Origin of the sequence: Merdimmobilis hominis (assembly GCF_900104615.1) — a bacterium.
Taxonomy (GTDB): Bacteria; Bacillota; Clostridia; order Oscillospirales; family Ruminococcaceae; genus Merdimmobilis; species Merdimmobilis hominis.
This window is the reverse complement of sequence record NZ_LT629939.1, coordinates 1,754,522-1,772,334: the sequence shown is the minus strand read 5'-3', so window position 1 is coordinate 1,772,334 and position 17,813 is coordinate 1,754,522. Positions and strand designations below refer to the sequence as shown.

General features: G+C 58.0%; 16 protein-coding genes and 1 pseudogene. 4 read left to right on the top strand and 13 right to left on the bottom strand.

What is annotated here, in order from left to right; genetic code table 11:
* Together BQ5353_RS08620 and BQ5353_RS08615 are read left to right on the top strand one after the other, a co-directional pair.
* Positions 1-540, top strand: a 540-nt coding sequence (locus BQ5353_RS08620; RefSeq protein ID WP_162273126.1) for a DUF1576 domain-containing protein, incomplete at its 5' end; no start/stop codon positions are given.
* An 81-nt stretch (positions 541-621) separates the two neighbouring features.
* The gene (locus BQ5353_RS08615; RefSeq protein ID WP_071427884.1) at positions 622-1,356 is read left to right on the top strand and encodes a class I SAM-dependent methyltransferase; all 735 of its coding nucleotides are present in this window, start codon (positions 622-624) and stop codon (positions 1,354-1,356) included.
* 88 nt (positions 1,357-1,444) lie between these two features.
* Here the strand turns inward: BQ5353_RS08615 and BQ5353_RS08610 are convergent, their stop codons facing one another.
* From BQ5353_RS08610 to BQ5353_RS08600, 4 genes and pseudogenes are all read right to left on the bottom strand, one after another.
* Positions 1,445-3,112, bottom strand: a complete 1,668-nt coding sequence (locus tag BQ5353_RS08610; RefSeq protein WP_083386459.1) for a bifunctional metallophosphatase/5'-nucleotidase — start codon at positions 3,110-3,112, stop codon at positions 1,445-1,447.
* Between the two features lie 174 nt (positions 3,113-3,286).
* A complete protein-coding gene (locus BQ5353_RS12435) occupies positions 3,287-3,442 on the bottom strand; it encodes a FeoB-associated Cys-rich membrane protein (protein WP_082398573.1) in 156 nt (51 codons plus the stop codon).
* A 15-nt stretch (positions 3,443-3,457) separates the two neighbouring features.
* Positions 3,458-5,470, bottom strand: coding sequence for a ferrous iron transport protein B (feoB, locus tag BQ5353_RS08605; RefSeq protein WP_054331476.1), 2,013 nt, complete (start codon positions 5,468-5,470; stop codon positions 3,458-3,460).
* 83 nt (positions 5,471-5,553) lie between these two features.
* Positions 5,554-5,793: pseudogene (locus BQ5353_RS08600) on the bottom strand (FeoA family protein); the annotation flags it as partial.
* Between the two features lie 425 nt (positions 5,794-6,218).
* Here BQ5353_RS08600 and BQ5353_RS08595 point away from each other — a divergent pair.
* Positions 6,219-6,614, top strand: a complete 396-nt coding sequence (locus BQ5353_RS08595) for a metal-dependent transcriptional regulator (protein ID WP_054331475.1) — start codon at positions 6,219-6,221, stop codon at positions 6,612-6,614.
* Between the two features lie 103 nt (positions 6,615-6,717).
* Here BQ5353_RS08595 and BQ5353_RS08590 read toward each other — a convergent pair whose 3' ends face one another.
* The 9 genes from BQ5353_RS08590 to BQ5353_RS08550 all read right to left on the bottom strand — a co-directional run bounded on the left by BQ5353_RS08590 (position 6,718) and on the right by BQ5353_RS08550 (position 16,177).
* The gene (locus BQ5353_RS08590) at positions 6,718-7,944 is read right to left on the bottom strand and encodes a M20 family metallo-hydrolase (protein ID WP_054331474.1); all 1,227 of its coding nucleotides are present in this window, start codon (positions 7,942-7,944) and stop codon (positions 6,718-6,720) included.
* Positions 7,945-8,049: 105 nt separating this feature from the next.
* Positions 8,050-9,393: a M20/M25/M40 family metallo-hydrolase gene (locus tag BQ5353_RS08585; protein ID WP_071427880.1), complete on the bottom strand. Its 1,344-nt coding sequence runs from the start codon at positions 9,391-9,393 to the stop codon at positions 8,050-8,052.
* 48 nt (positions 9,394-9,441) lie between these two features.
* On the bottom strand, positions 9,442-10,668 hold the full coding sequence (pepT, locus tag BQ5353_RS08580) for a peptidase T (protein WP_054331469.1): 1,227 nt from the start codon (positions 10,666-10,668) through the stop codon (positions 9,442-9,444).
* Positions 10,669-10,847: 179 nt separating this feature from the next.
* Positions 10,848-11,354 (bottom strand): PaaI family thioesterase, encoded by a 507-nt coding sequence (locus BQ5353_RS08575; protein ID WP_054331468.1) that lies wholly within the window; start codon positions 11,352-11,354, stop codon positions 10,848-10,850.
* Positions 11,351-12,283, bottom strand: a complete 933-nt coding sequence (locus BQ5353_RS08570) for a radical SAM protein (RefSeq protein WP_071427878.1) — start codon at positions 12,281-12,283, stop codon at positions 11,351-11,353. Before BQ5353_RS08570 ends, BQ5353_RS08575 begins: the two co-directional genes overlap by 4 nt.
* On the bottom strand, positions 12,284-12,742 hold the full coding sequence (locus BQ5353_RS08565; RefSeq protein ID WP_054331467.1) for a hypothetical protein: 459 nt from the start codon (positions 12,740-12,742) through the stop codon (positions 12,284-12,286).
* Positions 12,743-12,876: 134 nt separating this feature from the next.
* On the bottom strand, positions 12,877-13,989 hold the full coding sequence (locus tag BQ5353_RS08560) for an alanine racemase (protein WP_054331466.1): 1,113 nt from the start codon (positions 13,987-13,989) through the stop codon (positions 12,877-12,879).
* 41 nt (positions 13,990-14,030) lie between these two features.
* Positions 14,031-15,248, bottom strand: a complete 1,218-nt coding sequence (gene alr / locus BQ5353_RS08555) for an alanine racemase (protein ID WP_071427876.1) — start codon at positions 15,246-15,248, stop codon at positions 14,031-14,033.
* A 227-nt stretch (positions 15,249-15,475) separates the two neighbouring features.
* On the bottom strand, positions 15,476-16,177 hold the full coding sequence (locus tag BQ5353_RS08550) for a hypothetical protein (protein ID WP_054331463.1): 702 nt from the start codon (positions 16,175-16,177) through the stop codon (positions 15,476-15,478).
* 363 nt (positions 16,178-16,540) lie between these two features.
* On the opposite strand from BQ5353_RS08550, the gene BQ5353_RS08545 reads away from it, so the two are divergent.
* The gene (locus tag BQ5353_RS08545; protein WP_054331462.1) at positions 16,541-17,731 is read left to right on the top strand and encodes a coenzyme F420-0:L-glutamate ligase; all 1,191 of its coding nucleotides are present in this window, start codon (positions 16,541-16,543) and stop codon (positions 17,729-17,731) included.
* The last annotated feature ends 82 nt before the right edge of the window (positions 17,732-17,813 follow it).

Genomic DNA, 17,813 nt, shown 5'->3' with positions numbered 1-17,813 from the left:
AAGTACACCCCCCGCCACAGCGGCCAGGGAGCCGATTATATCGGAACCCTGGGGTTCCCAGGCACCATGATCAACATGGGACTCATCGGCCTGTTTTTCACCTTTTACCTCTTGGCCATCGGCGGGGCGATCAACGGGCCCACCGCCGGGTGCATCCTTTCCATCGCCGGGTTCGGCGCTGCCGGCGTCAACCTGCGCAACACCTTATTTATTGTTTTAGGGGTTATCTTCGGTTCCTTTGTCAAGGTGTGGAACCTGACCGATCCCGCTGTGCAGCTCAGTGTTCTGCTCTGCACCGGCCTTGCCCCTTTGGCCGGCAAATACGGCCTGTTTTATGGGATGCTCTCCGGGTTTATCCACTCGTCGGTGGTGCTCAATGTGGGGACTTTGTACAGCTCCCTCAACCTGTACAACAACGGGTTTTCCACTGGGTTGGTGGCAGCCTTCCTAGCGCCCCTGCTGCCGGAGCTGAAAGCCCCGCAGATCGACCAAACCTACATCCACTGCCCCATCCGCCCCAAGGGTGAAGAGTCCAAATAACACCCCTGGGGATGGCGAAAGCCATCCCCAGTTTTTAAAGATACCCGCCGCCATGCCCCTATAGAAAGGATGGAACCAACGATGAAAGAAAATAAATACGACGACGATGCGTTTTTTGCGGAATACTCCAAGATGAGCCGCTCGGTGGACGGACTTGCCGGCGCCGGGGAATGGCACGCATTCCGCAAGCTGATGCCCGACTTTTCCGGCAAACGGGTGTTGGACCTGGGCTGCGGCTTCGGCTGGCACTGCGCCTACGCTCTGGAGCATGGTGCGCAGTCGGTGGTGGGGGTGGACCTCTCCCACAAGATGCTGTCCCGGGCCAAGGGGATGGTCCGTTCCCCCAAGGTCCAGTTCATCCAGACCTCCATAGAGGACTACCCCTACCCCAAAGAAGCGTTCGATGTGGTGGTCAGCTCCCTGGCCCTCCACTATGTCTCCGATTTTGCGGATATCTGCCGCAAGGTCTACGACACCCTGGCCCCCGGCGGGGAGTTTGTCTTCTCGGTGGAGCACCCCATCTTCACCGCCTATGGCACCCAGGATTGGTACCGGGATGGGGCGGGGAACATCCTCCACTGGCCGGTGGACGGCTACTTCACTGAGGGCCTGCGCCATGCGGTGTTCCTAGGCCAGGATGTGGTTAAGTACCACAAGACCTTGACCACCTACCTGAGCAGCCTGCTCAAAACCGGGTTTTCTCTCACCGCCGTGGTGGAGCCGGAGCCCGACCCCACCATGCTGGAATTGCCCGGCATGAAGGATGAACTGCGCCGCCCCATGATGCTGCTGGTCTCGGCCAAAAAACCGGAATAATGCTCCCCCTCCACCTGGGGAACAACACAAATCCCCAAAAAAGAAAAGGACGGCTTAAAGCCGTCCTTTTTTGATGCTGTCGTTGTTTTTATGCCGCCCATCTGCCGGTGGAGGGGTTGTTTTTGTCGCTGTCATCCGGTACAAAGGGGGTGGAAGGGGCGGTGGCTGCCGTACCGGAACCGAGAGCCGGGTTCTTCGCCACATCGGTGAGGATCAGCCGCTCCTCCGCATCGATGGCTTTGATTCCCTCATCGCCGACCTTGGAGAGGTAGCGGATCAGGGCTTCATCCAAGGCGGAGAACTCATTCTCAATGGGATAATTGCCCAGCATGGTGTACCCGTCGCCGCCGCTGGCCATAAAGTCGTTGGTGGCCAGAGTGTAAGTGGCGTTGGGGTCGATGGGCTTTCCATCCACCAGGATGGAAAGGACCTGACCTTTGGTCTTGGTGGTGCCGTCTTCAGCGGTGGTCTCCACTTTTTTGGCCTCAACGGTCATGCCGGCAAAGTGGGGGAACCCGCCTGCGCCGAAGTCCATGCCGAAGTTGAGGGCGTCGATGATATCCTGGCCTTTGACCTGCTTGGTGACGATGTAGTTGCCAAAGGGCAGTACATTGATGACATCGCCCTTGGTGATGTCGCCTTTTTCAATGGTGGCGCGGATGCCGCCGCCGTTGGTCAGGGCGATGTCTGCCCCGGTCTCCTCCAGCATAGCGGAGGTGATGAGGCGGCCCAGGTTGGTGTGGCCGCCTCGGTTGGTCTCCCGCTCGCCGTCCAGGGTGATGGGGGTCTTTCCGATAACCACATCGAGGATGCTCTTCTGGTTTTCGTCAATCCGATCCACAATGGCTTTGACCTTGCTGTCCTCGGGGAGGTTTTTCAGCTCTTTGGCAGAGTACAGCTTGGGCTCCACCGAGAGGACTTCCCCATCCTTGACCTTGATGGTGACCATACCCACATTCTCCAGGTAGTTGCCGGTGCTGGCGATGTAGGTATCCCCCACCTTGTAGTTGTCAAGCTCGGTGTGGCTGTGGCCATCGATGATCAAGTCGATGCCCTCCACCGCGTTTGCAATGTCGGTGGATTTGATGTCGCTGGTGGGGTCAACCCCCAGGTGGCACAGGGCGATGATGACGTCGCAGTCTCTCTCCTGCAATTCATCCACCATCTGCTGGGCGGTGGCAATCAGCGATTCCTTGTCGCCGAAGTCCAGGCCTGCCACATTTTTGGGGTTGGTTTTGTAGGCAGTCTCAGGGGTTGCCAGGCCGAACACACCAACCTTGACCCCGTCGATGTTCTTGATCAGATATTTGTCAAAGGCGTTCTTGCCGCCGATGGTCACGTTGGCGGCGAGGGGTTTGACCCCGGCTCGGTAGGAGAGGACATCCAGCCGCTCATAGCCGTAGTTGAAATCATGGTTGCCGGGGCTGATGGCGTCATATCCCACTGCCTTGAGAATTTTGGCGATGCTGTTGCCGTTCTCAATGGTGGCAAAGGGCATTCCATGGAAGGTGTCGCCAGCGTCCAGGATCAGTTTTCCGTCCGCTTCCTGGCTGTCGATAAAGGTCTTAAACCGGGCGAAGCCGATATTCGTCAATTCGCCGGTTTTGGAGTCCACCACTTCCTTGGCGCGGGAGTGGCTGTCGTTGGTGTGGAACACTTTGATGGTCGTGGTTTCGCCGGTCTGTGCAAAGGCCGCCGTGGATAGCATAGACAGCGCCAACGCCGCTGCCAATACCATCGATAGAATCCTACGCATTGTTCATCCTCCATTCGTCTCACAGGGTTTTGGAACGTTGCTTCCTTGCCTTAACTATATCACGTTGCAAGTGTGTTGACAACCAACTTCCTGGGGATTTTCCCAACTTTACCTGTATTTTACCTGGGCCCGGCCCCAAAAAAGGGAGGGCCAATGCCCTCCCTTCCCGGTTTGCTATTCTTTGTTTTCTGGATGGCAGGCCCCTGCGTGGGGGCAGCCGCTGCACCCGCCGCAGCACCCCCCGTTTTTCTTCTGCTTGCGCAGGTAAAGGAGGATTCCCGCAACCACCAAAGCCAGAACAACTAAGGTGATAAGATCTGCCTGGGTCATACCAAGTCTCCTTTCTTACACGATGAGGCGGCCGATTTGATAGATGGCCATGGCCACCAGGTAGGCCGCGCCGGTCTGGTAGGCCGCGGTGAGCACCGCCCCTTTCATCGAGCCGATCTCCCGGCGGGTGGCGGCAAAAGCGGCCACACAAGGCATGTATAGGATGGTAAAGGCCAGGAAGGAGATGGCGCTTAAAGGGGTAAAGATCGTTTGGAGGATGGCGCTCAGCTGGGCGTCGTTGGCCGCGCCGGTGAGGATGGTCAAGGTGCTGACCACCGATTCCTTGGCGGTAAAGCCGGTGATGAGAGCGGTGGAAGCCCGCCAGTCGTTGAAGCCCAGGGGGGCGAAAAGCGGCGCGATCAGCGAGCCGATGGAGGCCAGGATGCTATCGGCGCTGTCCGCCACCATGTTAAAGGACCAATCAAAACTCTGGAGGAACCAGATGGCCAGCGAAGCCATAAAGATGATGGTAAACGCTTTGCGCAGGAAGTCCTTGGCTTTCTCCCACATGTGGAGGAACACACTTTGGGCCGAGGGCATCCGGTAGGCTGGCAGCTCCATGACAAAGGGTACCGGATCGCCCTGGAAGATGGTGTTCTTCAAAAGCAGGCCGGAGAGGATGGCCACCACAATGCCGGTGACATACAGGGAGATCATCACCAGCGCCGCATGGTGGGGGAAGAAAGCGGCGGTGATCATCCCGTAGATGGGCAACTTGGCGCTGCAGGACATAAACGGGGTGAGGACGATGGTCATCTTCCGGTCCCGGTCGCTGGAAAGGGTCCGGGTGGCCATGATGGCCGGCACGCTGCACCCGAAGCCGATGAGCATGGGCACAAAGGAGCGGCCGGAGAGGCCGATCTTCCGCAGCAGCTTATCCATGACAAAGGCCACCCGTGCCATATAGCCGCTGTCCTCCAAAAGGGAGAGGAAGAAGAACAGGAGGACGATGATGGGCAGGAAGGAGAGGACGCTGCCCACCCCGGCACAGACGCCGTCGATCAAGAGGGAGTGGAGCCAGGGGCTGACCCCCACATCCGTCAGGAAAGAGGAAAATGCTGCCACGCCGGAGTCGATGGCGGTGCCCAGAAAATCCTGCATCGGCGCACCCAGCACGCTGAAAGTCAGATAGAACACCACCAGCATGATCCCCAAAAAGATGGGGATGCCAAAGTATTTATGGGTCAAAATCCGGTCGATCTTCTCCGACCGGACCTGTTCCAGGGTCTCCTGGTGCTTAAAGACACATTCGGCGCACACCCCTTCAATGTAGGTGTACCGCATGTCGGCAAGGGCGGCCTCCCGGTCGGTTTCCAGCTCGCTCTCCATCTCCTGGACAATGTGGTCAATGATATGGACCTCATTTTCCGAAATCTGCAAAGCGTCGATCATGGGCTGGTCCCCTTCCACCAATTTGGTGGCGGCAAACCGCACCGGATACCCAGCCCGCTCGGCGTGGTCTTCCACAATGTGGGCGATGGAATGGATGGCCCGATGCACTGGCCCGGTGCAAAAGTCCAGCTTTTGAGGCTTTTCCTGCTTTTCCACCATCTCCACCACCTGTTTGAGCAGTTCGCTGATGCCCTCGCCCTTGCTGGCTGAGATGGGCACAACCGGAACCCCCAGGTGCTGGGAGAGGCATTTTACATCAATGTGGTTGCCGCTGGCTCGCACCTCATCCATCATGTTGAGGGCAATGACCATGGGGATTCCCAGTTCCATCAGCTGGAGGGAAAGATACAAGTTCCGCTCAATATTGGTGGCATCCACAATGTTGATAATTCCCTGGGGATGCTCCTTCAGGACAAAATCCCGGGTGACAATCTCCTCCGATGTATAGGGCGAAAGGGAGTAAATGCCGGGCAGGTCCACCAGGGAGATGTCCTTGTGGTGGAGGATCTGCCCCTCTTTTTTCTCCACCGTCACGCCGGGGAAGTTGCCCACGTGCTGGTTGCTGCCGGTCAAGGCATTAAACAGGGTGGTCTTGCCGCAGTTCTGGTTGCCTGCAAGGGCTAATGTCGATTTCATGCTTTCTGTTCCTCCCCTTGTTTCTGGGCAGAGGGGCAACCCTCACAATGATGGCGGTGACCATGGCAGTGGCCGTGCTGAGCTTTTGGGGTCTCAGTGTCGGAGAGGAGGGTGATTTTGGCCGCATCCTCTCCCCGCAGGGTCAAAACATAGCCCCTCAGGTACAGTTCAATGGGGTCGCCCATAGGCGCGACCTTGCGGACTTCTACCCGGGTTTTCGGGGTTAGCCCCATATCCAGAAGACGCCGCCGCAGGGCCCCTTCTCCTCCAATTGATGCGATTACTCCGCCGTGCCCAGGTTTTACACGATCCAGCGTCGTCATACGCTTCACTCCTTTTTAAGATGTTTCCTATCACTAACATTTTGAGAACAAAAACCTTTGTCCCTTTTTTGCCCCCGCCCCAGGATAAAACACTGCAGGGCCTCCCCTATTTCATTCCCAAAAGGGAGCCTATAAGTTAGCTTATGCTTACATTCTATGCTTCCAATGGGAACTTGTCAATAGAAATCGACACTTTATTTTCCAAAGAATTTCCACAGCGGCAAAAGCTTTTCTCAAGGCCCCGCCTGGCACGATGGCCCCCTTTTTCCGGGTGGTATGCCTAGAGAAGCCACCTGCACTTTGCAAATGGCTCAAATTGTAGTATACTTAAAATGTAGAGTATCTCCGGCCTACCGCCGGGGCAAAGGGCATGGAGCCTCTTGGTTCTGGGATGCCCTATCCTTCCAACCAAGAGGAGGCTGTTTATGAGCAAACTCACCCCATCCAAACAGGATTATCTGGAGGCGATCCTCGACCTTTCGGTCCAGGGTGCACCGGTGCGCTCCATCGACGTGGCCAACGCCCTGGGCTTTTCCCGGGCCAGCGTCAGCCGGGCAATCGGCCTCCTCCGGGCGGACGGCTTCCTTCTCCAGCAGCCCTATGGGGGGATCACCCTCACCGATCTGGGCCGCCGGGAAGCCATAAAGGTCCGCCGCCGCCACGACCTGCTGAAATACTACCTGATCCACATTTTGCTGGTGCCGGAGGAGATCGCCGAGGAGGACGCCTGCCGGATGGAGCATGTGGTCAGCTCCACCACTCTGGAACAGATCGAAGCCGCCGCCACCCAGCATATGAAGGAGTTTCACGGCGGCAGATAGCCATATGCTGTCCCCCGGCTTTCCTGTTTCCTCCGTGTTTCCTTCCCTATTTTAGCAACCAAAAAAGGCTTCCCCACATGGGGAAGCCTTTTTGACTTTGTTTTTACTGGGCATCCAAAATCCGGATGGCTTCGGCGATCAAGTCGGCGCCATTGGCCAGGTTCCTGGGGTCGGTGTACTCCCGGGGGCTGTGGGTGTAGCCCTCGTGGCTGGGGATGAAGATCATGCCAGTGGGCCAAATCTTGGCAAAGATCATGGTGTCGTGGCCTGCACCGGAGGGCAGGACTGCGCTCTTAAGTCCCAGGTTTTTGGCGCCGGTGGTCAATGCATTCATGATGGCAGGCGTGTTGGGGGTTGGCGGGGTGTTGGAGAAGACCTCCTGTTCCACCTTGACCCGGTAGTCCTTCTCCACCTGGGCGATCTTTTCCGCCAAATAGGCGTCCAGCTCATCGAAGTTCTTCTTGTCGCCGCTGCGGAAGTCCACCGAGAACACCGCCCGAGAGGGGATGGCGTTGATCTCGCCGGGGTGGAAATCCATCTTGCCGCAGGTGACTGTCGCTTTGCCCACATAATTCTTGGCCACATGCTCTGACAGGTCGGAGACGATGCGGCAGGCAGCCAGGCCGGCGTCTTTCCGCTTGGCCATGGGGGTGGAGGGATGGGAGACCTCGCCGCGGACGGTGATGGTCTTCCAGTAGCAGCCGAAGATGCCGTCCACCACGCCCAGGTCGATGCCCTCGTCCTCCAGCAGGGTGCCCTGCTCCATGTGGAGCTCAATAAAGGCTTTGACCTTCTCTTTGCTGCGGTCTACCCCGTCCAGCTTGCCGGTCAGGCCATAGGAGAGCATCGCCTCCCGCAGGGTGGTGCCTTCGGTGTCTTTGACCAGATCCAGGTCGGCCTCTTTGAGGACGCCAGCGGCCAGTTTGCTTCCAGTCAGGTTGGGGAACCGGGCGCCTTCCTCCATGGGGATGGCCACCACTTCAAAATCCCCTTTGAGGGGCTTCCCGCTCTCCTTGATCATCCGCGCCGCTTCCAGGGCACAGATGATACCCGCCTGGCCGTCGTAGAAGCCGGAGCAGCGGACGGTGTCCAGGTGGGAGCCGGAGATCAGCTTGGGGGCGTCCGGGTCGGTGCCGGGCAGCAGGCCCCACACCAAACCCGCTGCGTCCTCCCGGACGGTGAGTCCGGCCTCCTCCATCAGCTTTTTGATGTAGTCCGCGCCTTTGCGGTACTCAGGGGTGTAGCTGAGGCGGGTGGTGCCCTCCTCCCCTTGTTCCGAAATCAGGGATAGGGCCTTCAGCTGCGCTTCCATACGCTCTGCATTTGCCATGATTTTTTCCTCCTTTTAAACTTGGATCGTTATCAAGAAGGCCGGCGCGTTACAGATAAAGTATACGCGCCGGCCAACTTTAGAACCGTATTGGAAAATCAGGCCTTATTGTGCAGAGCCATATGCTTTAAACAGCTCCACATAGAACTCCACATCATCTTCGAGAACGTCGATGTCTGTCCGCTCATTGACTTGATGGGCGCCTCCCGATTTGCTGTTAAAGCGCCGCATGCCAGTGAAGCGGTACACGCTGTGGGTGGGGCAGATATCGCTGAAATAGCGGGCATCGGTGCCGCCCAGCAGCAGGGAGGGCATCATGGTGATGCCGGGGTATTTTTTCTCCACGATGGAGTGGAGCAGCTTATACTCCTCACTTTCGATGGAGGAGACCTCCGGCATGTTGTGGCCCTTGAGCAGCTTGACCTCTACCCCTTCGGGGACGATGCTCTCATAGAATGCCTGCAGGCTCTCGATGGTGTCGCCAGTGAGCAGCCGGTTGTTGATCACCAGCCAGGAGCGCTCCGGCAGGATGTTGGCTTGGTCGCTGCCCTTCATCATGGTGACGGCGGTGGTGGTGCGGGTCATGGCGTTGTAGGTGCGGTTTTGGGCCAGGATGGACTTCAAAGCTTCCCAGTTTGCCTCGGGGTCTTTGAACAGCTGGGCCAGCTCCCCTTCCATAAAGGGCGCCATGGCTTTCATCTGGTCAATGGCCGGTTTGGTCAGCCGCTGAGGAAGAACGTTCTCCTCCAGGATGCAGGCGGTCTTGCCGATGATGCCCAAAGAGCTGTGCTCGCCGGGCTGAGAAGAGTGGCCGCCGGGGTCTTTCATTGAAAACTCAAAGTCGGCATAGCCTTTTTCCGCCGGATAAATCTGGGCGACATACTGGCCGCCCTGCTGGTCAATGCCGCCGCCCTCATCCAGCTCCAGGCCGATCTCAACGCCGCGGCTCTTGAGCAGATCCACCAGGATAGTCCCCGCAGCGCCGGGGCCGCCCATGATCTCCTCGTTGTAGCCAAAGCCCAGGTAAATGTCATAATCCGGCACAAAGCCGTCGGCGATCATCCCTTCCAAAGCTTCCATATAGGCCAGGATATTGCTCTTGCAGTCAGAGGACCCGCGGCCCCACACGCAGCCTTCGGCGATGACCCCTTCATAGGGCGGGTATTTCCACATGGAGTGGTCGCCTTCTGGCACGACATCCTGGTGGGCGGTCAGCATCAAAGGCAGTTTGCCGGACTTGCCGGTGCCTTTCCAGTGATAGAGCAGGCCCACTTTGCCAAAGACCTCTTTGGTCAGGGTCTTGTGTACCAGGGGGTAGGTCTCCTCCAAATACTTGTGGAGCCCCAGGAAAGTCTCCCAGTCGACCTTTTCCGGGTCGGCGTTGGAAACGGTGGGGAACCGGACCATCCCTTGCAGATGTTTGGCATACAACTCCTTGTCGTACCTCATGACAACTCCTCCTGTTAAATTTTATTACTCGGGGGCTTTCACACAGGACTATTTGCCCGCGTAAAGCTCCACGATCTTCAGGATGACCTGGGCGCCTTTTTCCATCGACTGCACCGGGATGTACTCATACCGGCCATGGGAGTTGTGCCCACCGGTGAACAGGTTGGGGCAGGGCAGACCCATATAGGAGAGCCGGGCGCCGTCGGTGCCGCCGCGGATGGGCTTGACGATGGGGGTGATGCCCAGGGATTCCATGGCTGCCTTGGCGTTGTCGATCAGCTCCATGCAGGGCTCGATCTTCTCCCTCATGTTGGAGTAGGAGTCCTTGAGGACCACCTCCACGGTGCCCTCGCCGTATTTGAAGTTAAGGTATTCGGCCGCCTTGACAAAGCGGGCCTTTTTCTCCTCCAATTTCTGGCGGTCGTGGTCGCGGATCATATAGATCATCTTGGTCTCTTCCACATTGCCGTTTAAGTTGTTCAAATGGCTGAATCCCTCATAAACCTCGGTGGATTCGGGGCGCTCGTGAACCGGCAGCATGGCGCTGAACTCCATGGCAACCAAAATGGAGTTGACCATGACATTTTTGGCGGAACCGGGGTGACTGTTGGTGCCGTGGATGGTGACAAAGCCGCTGCAGGCGTTGAAATTCTCAAAGCTCAGCTCCCCCAGGCCGCCGCCGTCCATGGTGTAGCCGAAGTCTGCGCCAAACTTCTTTACATCAAAGAAGTCCACGCCGCGGCCCACTTCCTCGTCGGGGGTAAAGGCGATTTTGATGTCGCCGTGTTTAAACTCAGGGTGTTCCAGCATGTATTCTGCCGCGTAAAGGATTTCGGTAATGCCGGCCTTGTCGTCAGCGCCCAGCAGGGTGGTGCCGTCGGTGACAATCAGGTCCTGGCCCACATAGTTCAGCATATGGGGGAACTCGGCGGTGTGCATGACAATGCCCTTTTCCTCGTTGAGGACAATGTCCTTGCCGTCGTAATTCTTCACAATGCGGTATTTAATGTCATTGCCGGGCATGTCTTCCACCGTGTCCGCGTGGGCGATAAAGCCGATAGCGGGGACCTTTTTGTCCATGTTGGAGGGGATGGAACCGTAGACATAGCCGTACTCGTCGATGGAGACATCGCTGATGCCCATGGCTTTCATCTCTTCGGCCAGCAGCCGCAGCAGGTCTTTCTGTTTTTCGGTGGAGGGGAACTGGGTCTGGTTGGCCTTGGACTGGGTGTCGATGGCCACATAGGTCAAAAAGCGTTCGGTGATATCTTTCATCGGACAATTCCTCCTAGTTGTTGTTACTTTTTATGATACCGAATGCAGGCGCACATTACAAGCTGAGGAAAAGACAATCTTTTGGGGAATTCTTTGTGGACTTTTCTCGCCGCGCAAATAATCTCTTTCACCGGGGAGATTCCCACCTTTTCCGGCAGGCCCAGAGCGGGGATCCTCGCCTAAAAATCCACCTCGGTGGGATCGGTTTCCCGGGGGATGAGGAACATCTCCTCCTCCATCTCAAAATCCCCTTGGGCAATCTTGTCGATGGGCAGCTTCATATACCGGCCCTCTGCAGTGACCGCAACTGTGCCGTCGGGCAGGAGGATCTCCCCGCTGCCCTCAAAAATGCGGCGGTTGTTGGAGGTCACCCGGCCGATGGCCTTCAATTCCACCCCAAGGGGAACCGGCTTTTTATAGCGCAGCTTCAGCTCCACCGTCACCCCCCAGACCTCCGGCTCAAAGGCGGTGATCGCCCGGCCGATGGTCTCATCCAGCATGGCGGCACTTACCCCGCCGTGGGTGCGGCCGGGGTAGCTCTGGTGCTCCTCCCGGGGGGTGAATACCGCCATCAGCTCGTTGTTGTCCAGCTGGAAAAACTCAGCGTGAAGGCCGCTCCCGTTGTCGATGCCGCAGACAAAACAGCTGTGGCTGCTTTTCTGTTTTTCTACTACTGTGTGTTTCAACAATGGTCCCTCTTTTCTTCCGATGCCGGGGCAAATACCCCTTGCAGGGCAAACTCTGGGGTGTACTCCTCTTTGGCGGAACTGCGCTCCTGCATAAACCCTTGGGTGAGGCCCAGATCCATCATATACCCGGCGACTTTGTTGTATTCATAGGTGCTGACCCGCCGGCCCAGCTCCTGGAACTCCCGGCTGCGGTAAAAGGGGGTGTATTGGCTCATCAGGCTGATAAGCACCTCCCCCGGCCGGAAGGACCTCGCCACCCAATCCAGGACAGACATGGAATCCTTCATCCCACCGGGGAGGACCAGATGGCGGATGACCACCCCTTTTTGGAGCATGCCCTCTTTGTCAAAAACCGGCAGGCCCACCTGGCGGACCATCTCCCGGATGGCGGCGGCGGCCACGGGGAAATAATCCGCCGCGCCGCTGTAGCGAAGGGCCCGCTCCTGGTCTGCGTATTTCAGGTCGGGGAGGTAGACGTCCACCTTCCCCTCCAAAAGGCGCAGGGTATTCACCGATTCATACCCGCCGCTGTTGTACACCACCGGGATGGAGAGCTTATCCCCGCACAGGCGCAGGGCCTCTGCCACCCAAGGGGCGTAATGCCCGGCGCTGACTAAGTTGATGTTGTGGGCCCCCTGCCCCTGGAGCTCCAGGAAGATCTCCGCCAGCCGCTCCACCGGGATCTCGGCCCCATAGTTTTCACAGCTGATAGGGTAATTCTGGCAGAAACAGCATTGTAAAGGGCATCCGGAGAAAAACACCGTCCCTGAGCCTTTTTTCCCACTAATGCAGGGCTCCTCCCAGGAGTGGAGGGCGGCCCGGGCCAGCTTGACCTTCCCCCCGCCCCCGCAGAAGCCCTGGCCCCGGGTGCGGTCGGCGTGGCACTGCCTGGGGCAGAGGGTGCAATCGGTGATCACCGGTTCCATCTACATCCCCTCCGGTTTGGGCGGCGGCCAGCCCCCATTGGGAAAGAGGACCCGGCCCACCGTGTCCACACCGCGCTTCTCTTCCCGGCGGCGGGGCTTCACCTTGTCCGCCCCCTCCCCAAAGGCCAGGTTATACCCCAGGTAGGGGGCAAAGGCGCCAAACTCCCAGCAGACGTTGAGGCCCCGGCCCCGCAGGGCCCGGTACCCAGCCAGGACATCTTCAAATTTGGCGATGACCCACCAGCACACCCGGCTTTCCTCCGGCAGCTCCGGGTTTTCTTCAAAATGGTACAAGCACCCCTGCTCGGTGATGATCCGCTCCACCTCGTCTTTGACAAGGGCAGCATCCTGGGGAGTGCAGGGGGGCGTAAAGGCAGCCCGCTTGCACTCGCCGGCCACGCACTCGCAAAAGGCGGTGGTCATCCCTAAAATAAACGACCCGCGGTCGATGGTCTGCACATTGGTTCATCCTTTCCCAAGTGGATTTGCCCTTATTATACCGCTTTTGGGAAGAAAAAGGAAGAAACTTCCCAAGCGGCACCTGCAAAAAGGGGAGGAGAGCACGGACGCTCCCCTCCCCTTTTTTATTCGATTTAACAGCCGGGCTTCCTGGAGTTGCCCCGGATGTCCACCGGGATCAGCTCCACCACCTCATCGCCCCGCACGCCGGTGAGATAGCCGGTCATATTGGCGCTGGAACAGGAGTGGTTGGGGATGATCCGCAGCCGGTCGCCAATGGCAACGGATTGGTCCCCATTCAAAGAAATTTTGCCTACCTCTTCCGAGAGGGACTCCACCACCAGGCTGGGGTGGCCGATCACCTTGCCATACCCCACAATGCTGGCGTTGCCGTGGGCGCCCTTGTCCAGGCCCAGGCATTTGCTGCCGCAGTCCACAATGATGTGGCCATCCTCCCGCTTAGCGATGACAGTGCATAGAACGGTGAGGGCGCACATTTCCTCTGTGGCGACCCCCAAGGCCATCTGGATGGCGTCATAGAACACATAATTGCCGGGGCGCATAGCAGTTACCAGGCTTGACCTGGATTCCAGCGCCATGGTGGGGGTGCTGCCGGTGGCTACGATCTCCAGGGGGATGCCAGCGGAGGTGATCCCATCGTAGGCAGTGCGCAGGGCGGCTTCCTCCTCCTCATACACCGGCCGGATTCCCTCGCCGCTGGCGCAGGCATATACATGGCCGGGATGGGTGCCGATGCCGCAGAGCCTGCTGTTGGGGAGCCGGGCAATCTTTGCCGCCAAGTCCGCCGCCCCCTCCGGGGGGACCCCCAGCCGGTGAAGGCCGCAGTCCACAATCAGCAGGAACTGGCAGGTGAGGCCTTCCTCTCCAAAGATGCGGTCATACTGCTGGGCACATTCCAGGGAATCCACCGAGCAGTACAGGTTCCCCTTGGCGGCCAAAGCGGCAATGCGGGCGATGTTTTCTTCCCCAAAATAGGGGTAGGCCAGCATGATGTTGCAAAGGCCGGCGGCGACCAGGCTTTCCGCCTCATCCACTGTGCCCACTAAAAATCCGCTGGCCCCTGCCTGGGCCTGTTTTTGGGCCAGGTAGGTGCTCTTGTGGGTTTTCACCATGGGCCAAAGCTGTTTGCCCCCCGCCTTGGCAAGGGCGCCCACCTCTTGGATGTTCTTGTCCAACTGATCTAAATCCAGCAGAAATGCCGGCGTGCGAAGCTGTGAAACCTTCATCTCAAAACACCTCTATCTTCCTTGTTGGGGATCCGTATCCCTTAAAATCTGCCGCCCAGCAGATAATCGTCCACCTTGACCACCTTGCCGCCCCGCAGGTAGACCCGGGGGACGCGGCGGCCGATGACGGTGGTGATCTCCGGCTCGATGGTGCCGGCGATTTCAGCGGCTTCGGCGCAGGGGATGTACTCCTCCCCATCCCTGCCGTAGACGGTGACGATGTCCCCTACCTCCACATCTGGGATGTCAGAGACGTCCACCATCATCATATCCATACAGATGTTGCCGATGACCCGGCAGCGCCGCCCCCGGATGAGAACCATCCCCCGGTTGGAATTGCAGCGCATATACCCATCGGTGTAGCCGCAGGAGACCACGGCGACTTTCATATCCACCCCGGCGATAAAGTTGGAGGAATAGCCCACGCACTCCCCCTTCTTGACCTCCCGCAGGAGGGCGACCCGGGTTTTCAATTCCAGCACATGGCGGAAGGCGGGGTACCGCAGCTGCATTTCCCCTGGCTGCACCCCGCAGACCAGGCTTCCAGTGCGGCACATGTCCAGTTTCATCTCTGGGTAGTTGACCACCCCGCCGCTGTTGCAGATGTGGCAGTTGGGGAAGGTGTATCCCCGCTGCTTCAAGAGGTAGCGCATCTTGATGAACCGGTTGTACTGTCCATAGCACTCCTCCCGGCCGGCATCGTCATAAACGGTGGAGTTGTACAGGTGGGAATAGAGGGCATCACAGGTCAGATTGGGCAAGCCCAGTGCTTCTACAATTTTTTCCAGCTCTGCCAGGGTCTCCTCGGGGTCGTCGGTGCTGTTGAACCCCAGCCGGTTCATACCGGTGTTGATTTTGATGTGGCAGTTGACCGTCCCCCCGGCCTTCACCGCTTGGGCAGACAGGGCCTTGGCATAATCCAGGTCTCCTATGGTCTGGGTCAGATCGTATTTGAGCAGCAGCCCGGCGTATTCCGGCTGGGTCAGGCCCAGGATCAGGATGGGTTTTTCCACCCCGGCCTGGCGCAGCTCAATGGCCTCGGCCAAACAGGCCACAGCAAACCAATCGGCGCCGCATTCCCGCTCCAGGATGGGTGCCATCGTGGCGGCCCCGTGGCCGTAGCCATTGGATTTTAACACCACCATCCACTTGCAATCCGGAAGCAGCTCTTCCCGGACGATGCGGGCGGATTCAATCATGTTGTCCAGGTTGATCTCCGCCCAAGTGCGCTCTATGTAATTGAGGTTTGTTCCTTCCATTGTGTTCTCCTTCCCTTCCTAAGGCTTCTTCTATCATACACAGTTTTTGGCTTGTCCGCAATCGCCGGGGGGGAAAATTCTTGTCCCTTTGGGCGGAATTTGCCAGGGAAATGGAGTTTCCTCTGAAAATGGCCATTTTCCCCAGCGGAGGGCTGTCGCCAACGAAAAAACTGCCAGCCGGGAACAGCCCCAGCCGGCAGCTTTAATGGAATGTTGTACGGTATAGATTATTTGCTCCCAATCCACTGGGTGTAGTCCTCGGACTTCTCTACGGTGTAAGGGGCAACTTCCCAGGCGGATGCCTGCCCGGGGAGGCTGAGGGTCACCGCGCCATTGAACAGGATGCTCAGCTGGCTTCCCACTTGAATCTCATTGGTATACACCTGGGTGGACTCCCCGATGTGGAAGAGGATTTCGTCCGTGCCTTCCCCGCCGATCCGCTTCATCAAAAGGTCGGTGGTGCCATCCTCTTTTTCGGTCACCTCCACCACCTCGCCGTTGAAGACCGACATCGCCGCATCGGGGAGCCGGTTGACTGCAATGGCCTCGGTCTGGGGCGGGTAGGTCTCCTGGACATCGCTATAGTAGACCTCCAGGTACTGCCCTTCCTCCAACGTTTCCCGGTCAAAGCTGAACTTGGTGCCTTCCCCGATGGAGAACCGCACAATCCCATCGCCGTAATCCCGGCCGGGCACCTGCACCAGGTAGAACCCGTTTTCGTCCAGGCCCCGGACCTCCCCGCGGTAGAGAGCGGCATCCGCCACTGTCAAACGTCTGCTGGAAGAATCCTCCTGGGAGCTGTTGTTCTCCTCCACCTGGGAACTGCTTCCGGAGGGCTCCCCTTGGGGCGGGGTCTCTTTCGGGGTGCAGCCTCCGAACACCGACGCCGCCAACAGCAGCGCCGCAAAAGAAGCGACCAGTCGATTCATGATAAAACCTCCTATCTTTACGCTTTACTAAAAAAGGTTCTATGGGCGGTATGCCACATCCTTTGGTTTCCATTTCATCTAAAGAGTGCGCCAATTTTGCATGTCTTTTGCAAAAACAGAGAATTTTTCCGTTAAAATTTTCTTCTTTCAGAGGGTTGTACAAATTTACTCCCCTAGCTTTTAGCAGTTCCCACCGAAAAAACGGGGCCATTTTTCAATCATAAGGTAAACTTATGCGCAATATCAATAATATATACTTTATTTATGTTCAATTTCGTATTATACTGGGTGTCGGGACGTCACCCCGTCCCCTTTTTCCGACAAAAACTAGGATCAAATGACCCATAAAAAGGAGCATTCGCTATGGAAAGAATGGTTGGTACCGTTGTCCGGGGCGTGCGCGCACCCATTATCCGCCAAGGGGATGACCTTGTCAAAATCGTGACCGATTCGGTGATCGGCGCAGCCGAATCGGAGGGCTTCTCCCTGCGGGACAAAGACGTTGTCGCCGTCACCGAAGCTGTGGTCGCCCGGAGCCAGGGCAACTACGCCCACATCGACGACATCGCCGCCGACGTCCACCAGAAATGCGGGGATGACACAGTGGGGGTTATCTTCCCCATCCTCAGCCGCAACCGGTTCGCCATCTGCCTCAAGGGCATTGCCAAGGGCCTGAAAAAGATGGTCCTGATGTTCAGTTACCCCTCCGATGAGGTGGGCAACCACCTGGTCAGCCTGGACCAGCTGGATGAAAAAGGCATCAACCCCTGGAACGACGTCCTCACCGAAGGGGACTACCGCCGCCTGTTCGGCGAAAACCTCCACCCCTTCACCGGCGTAGATTATGTGGCTTATTACAAATCCCTGGTGGAGGAGATGGGCTGTGAGGTGCAGATCCTCTTCGCCAACGACTGCCGGGCCATCCTTCCCTACGCCAAAAAAGTGATCCATTGCGACATCCACTCCCGCGCCCGCACCAAACGCCTGCTCCAGGCAGCCGGCGCAGAGCTGACCTTGGGCTTGGATGAGATTCTAAACGCCCCAGTGGGCAGCAGCGGCTGCAATGAAAAATACGGCCTTTTGGGCTCCAACAAGGCCACCGAGGAGACGGTCAAGCTCTTCCCTCGGGACTGCCAGGATTTTGTAGAGCAGGTGCAGGCTTCCCTTTTCACCCGCACCGGCAAACACGTGGAGGTCATGGTGTACGGCGACGGCGCCTTTAAAGACCCGGTGGGCAAGATCTGGGAATTGGCTGACCCGGTGGTCTCCCCCGCCTACACCGACGGCCTCACCGGTGTGCCCAGCGAACTGAAGCTGAAATACCTGGCCGACAACAACTTCGCCCACCTGAGCGGCGTGGAGCTTCAGGCCGCCATCACCGAGTACATCCGGGGCAAGGCCAGCGACCTGAAGGGTTCTATGGAGTCCCAGGGCACCACCCCCCGCCGGATCACCGACCTGATCGGCTCTCTGTGCGACCTGACCAGCGGCAGCGGCGACAAGGGCACCCCCATCGTCCTGGTGCAGGGGTATTTTGACAACTACGCCAAATAGGTATTTTCCAAAAAGGGCTCCCGGTGGGGGGCCCTTTTTGTTATAATGAAAGATACACCCACCGACTTTTTGATTGGAGGCT

Bases quoted from the DNA above. Each gene is read 5' to 3' on its own strand.
- feoB (WP_054331476.1), bottom strand. From the start codon at position 5,470: ATGAAATCGACATTAGCCCTTGCAGGCAACCAGAACTGCGGCAAGACC.
- BQ5353_RS08595 (WP_054331475.1), top strand. From the start codon at position 6,219: ATGAGCAAACTCACCCCATCCAAACAGGATTATCTGGAGGCGATCCTC.
- BQ5353_RS08585 (WP_071427880.1), bottom strand. From the start codon at position 9,393: ATGAGGTACGACAAGGAGTTGTATGCCAAACATCTGCAAGGGATGGTC.
- BQ5353_RS08560 (WP_054331466.1), bottom strand. From the start codon at position 13,989: ATGAAGGTTTCACAGCTTCGCACGCCGGCATTTCTGCTGGATTTAGAT.
- BQ5353_RS12435 (WP_082398573.1), bottom strand. From the start codon at position 3,442: ATGACCCAGGCAGATCTTATCACCTTAGTTGTTCTGGCTTTGGTGGTT.
- alr (WP_071427876.1), bottom strand. From the start codon at position 15,248: ATGGAAGGAACAAACCTCAATTACATAGAGCGCACTTGGGCGGAGATC.
- BQ5353_RS08545 (WP_054331462.1), top strand. From the start codon at position 16,541: ATGGAAAGAATGGTTGGTACCGTTGTCCGGGGCGTGCGCGCACCCATT.
- BQ5353_RS08590 (WP_054331474.1), bottom strand. From the start codon at position 7,944: ATGGCAAATGCAGAGCGTATGGAAGCGCAGCTGAAGGCCCTATCCCTG.
- BQ5353_RS08570 (WP_071427878.1), bottom strand. From the start codon at position 12,283: ATGGAACCGGTGATCACCGATTGCACCCTCTGCCCCAGGCAGTGCCAC.
- BQ5353_RS08550 (WP_054331463.1), bottom strand. From the start codon at position 16,177: ATGAATCGACTGGTCGCTTCTTTTGCGGCGCTGCTGTTGGCGGCGTCG.
- BQ5353_RS08615 (WP_071427884.1), top strand. From the start codon at position 622: ATGAAAGAAAATAAATACGACGACGATGCGTTTTTTGCGGAATACTCC.
- pepT (WP_054331469.1), bottom strand. From the start codon at position 10,668: ATGAAAGATATCACCGAACGCTTTTTGACCTATGTGGCCATCGACACC.
- BQ5353_RS08610 (WP_083386459.1), bottom strand. From the start codon at position 3,112: ATGCGTAGGATTCTATCGATGGTATTGGCAGCGGCGTTGGCGCTGTCT.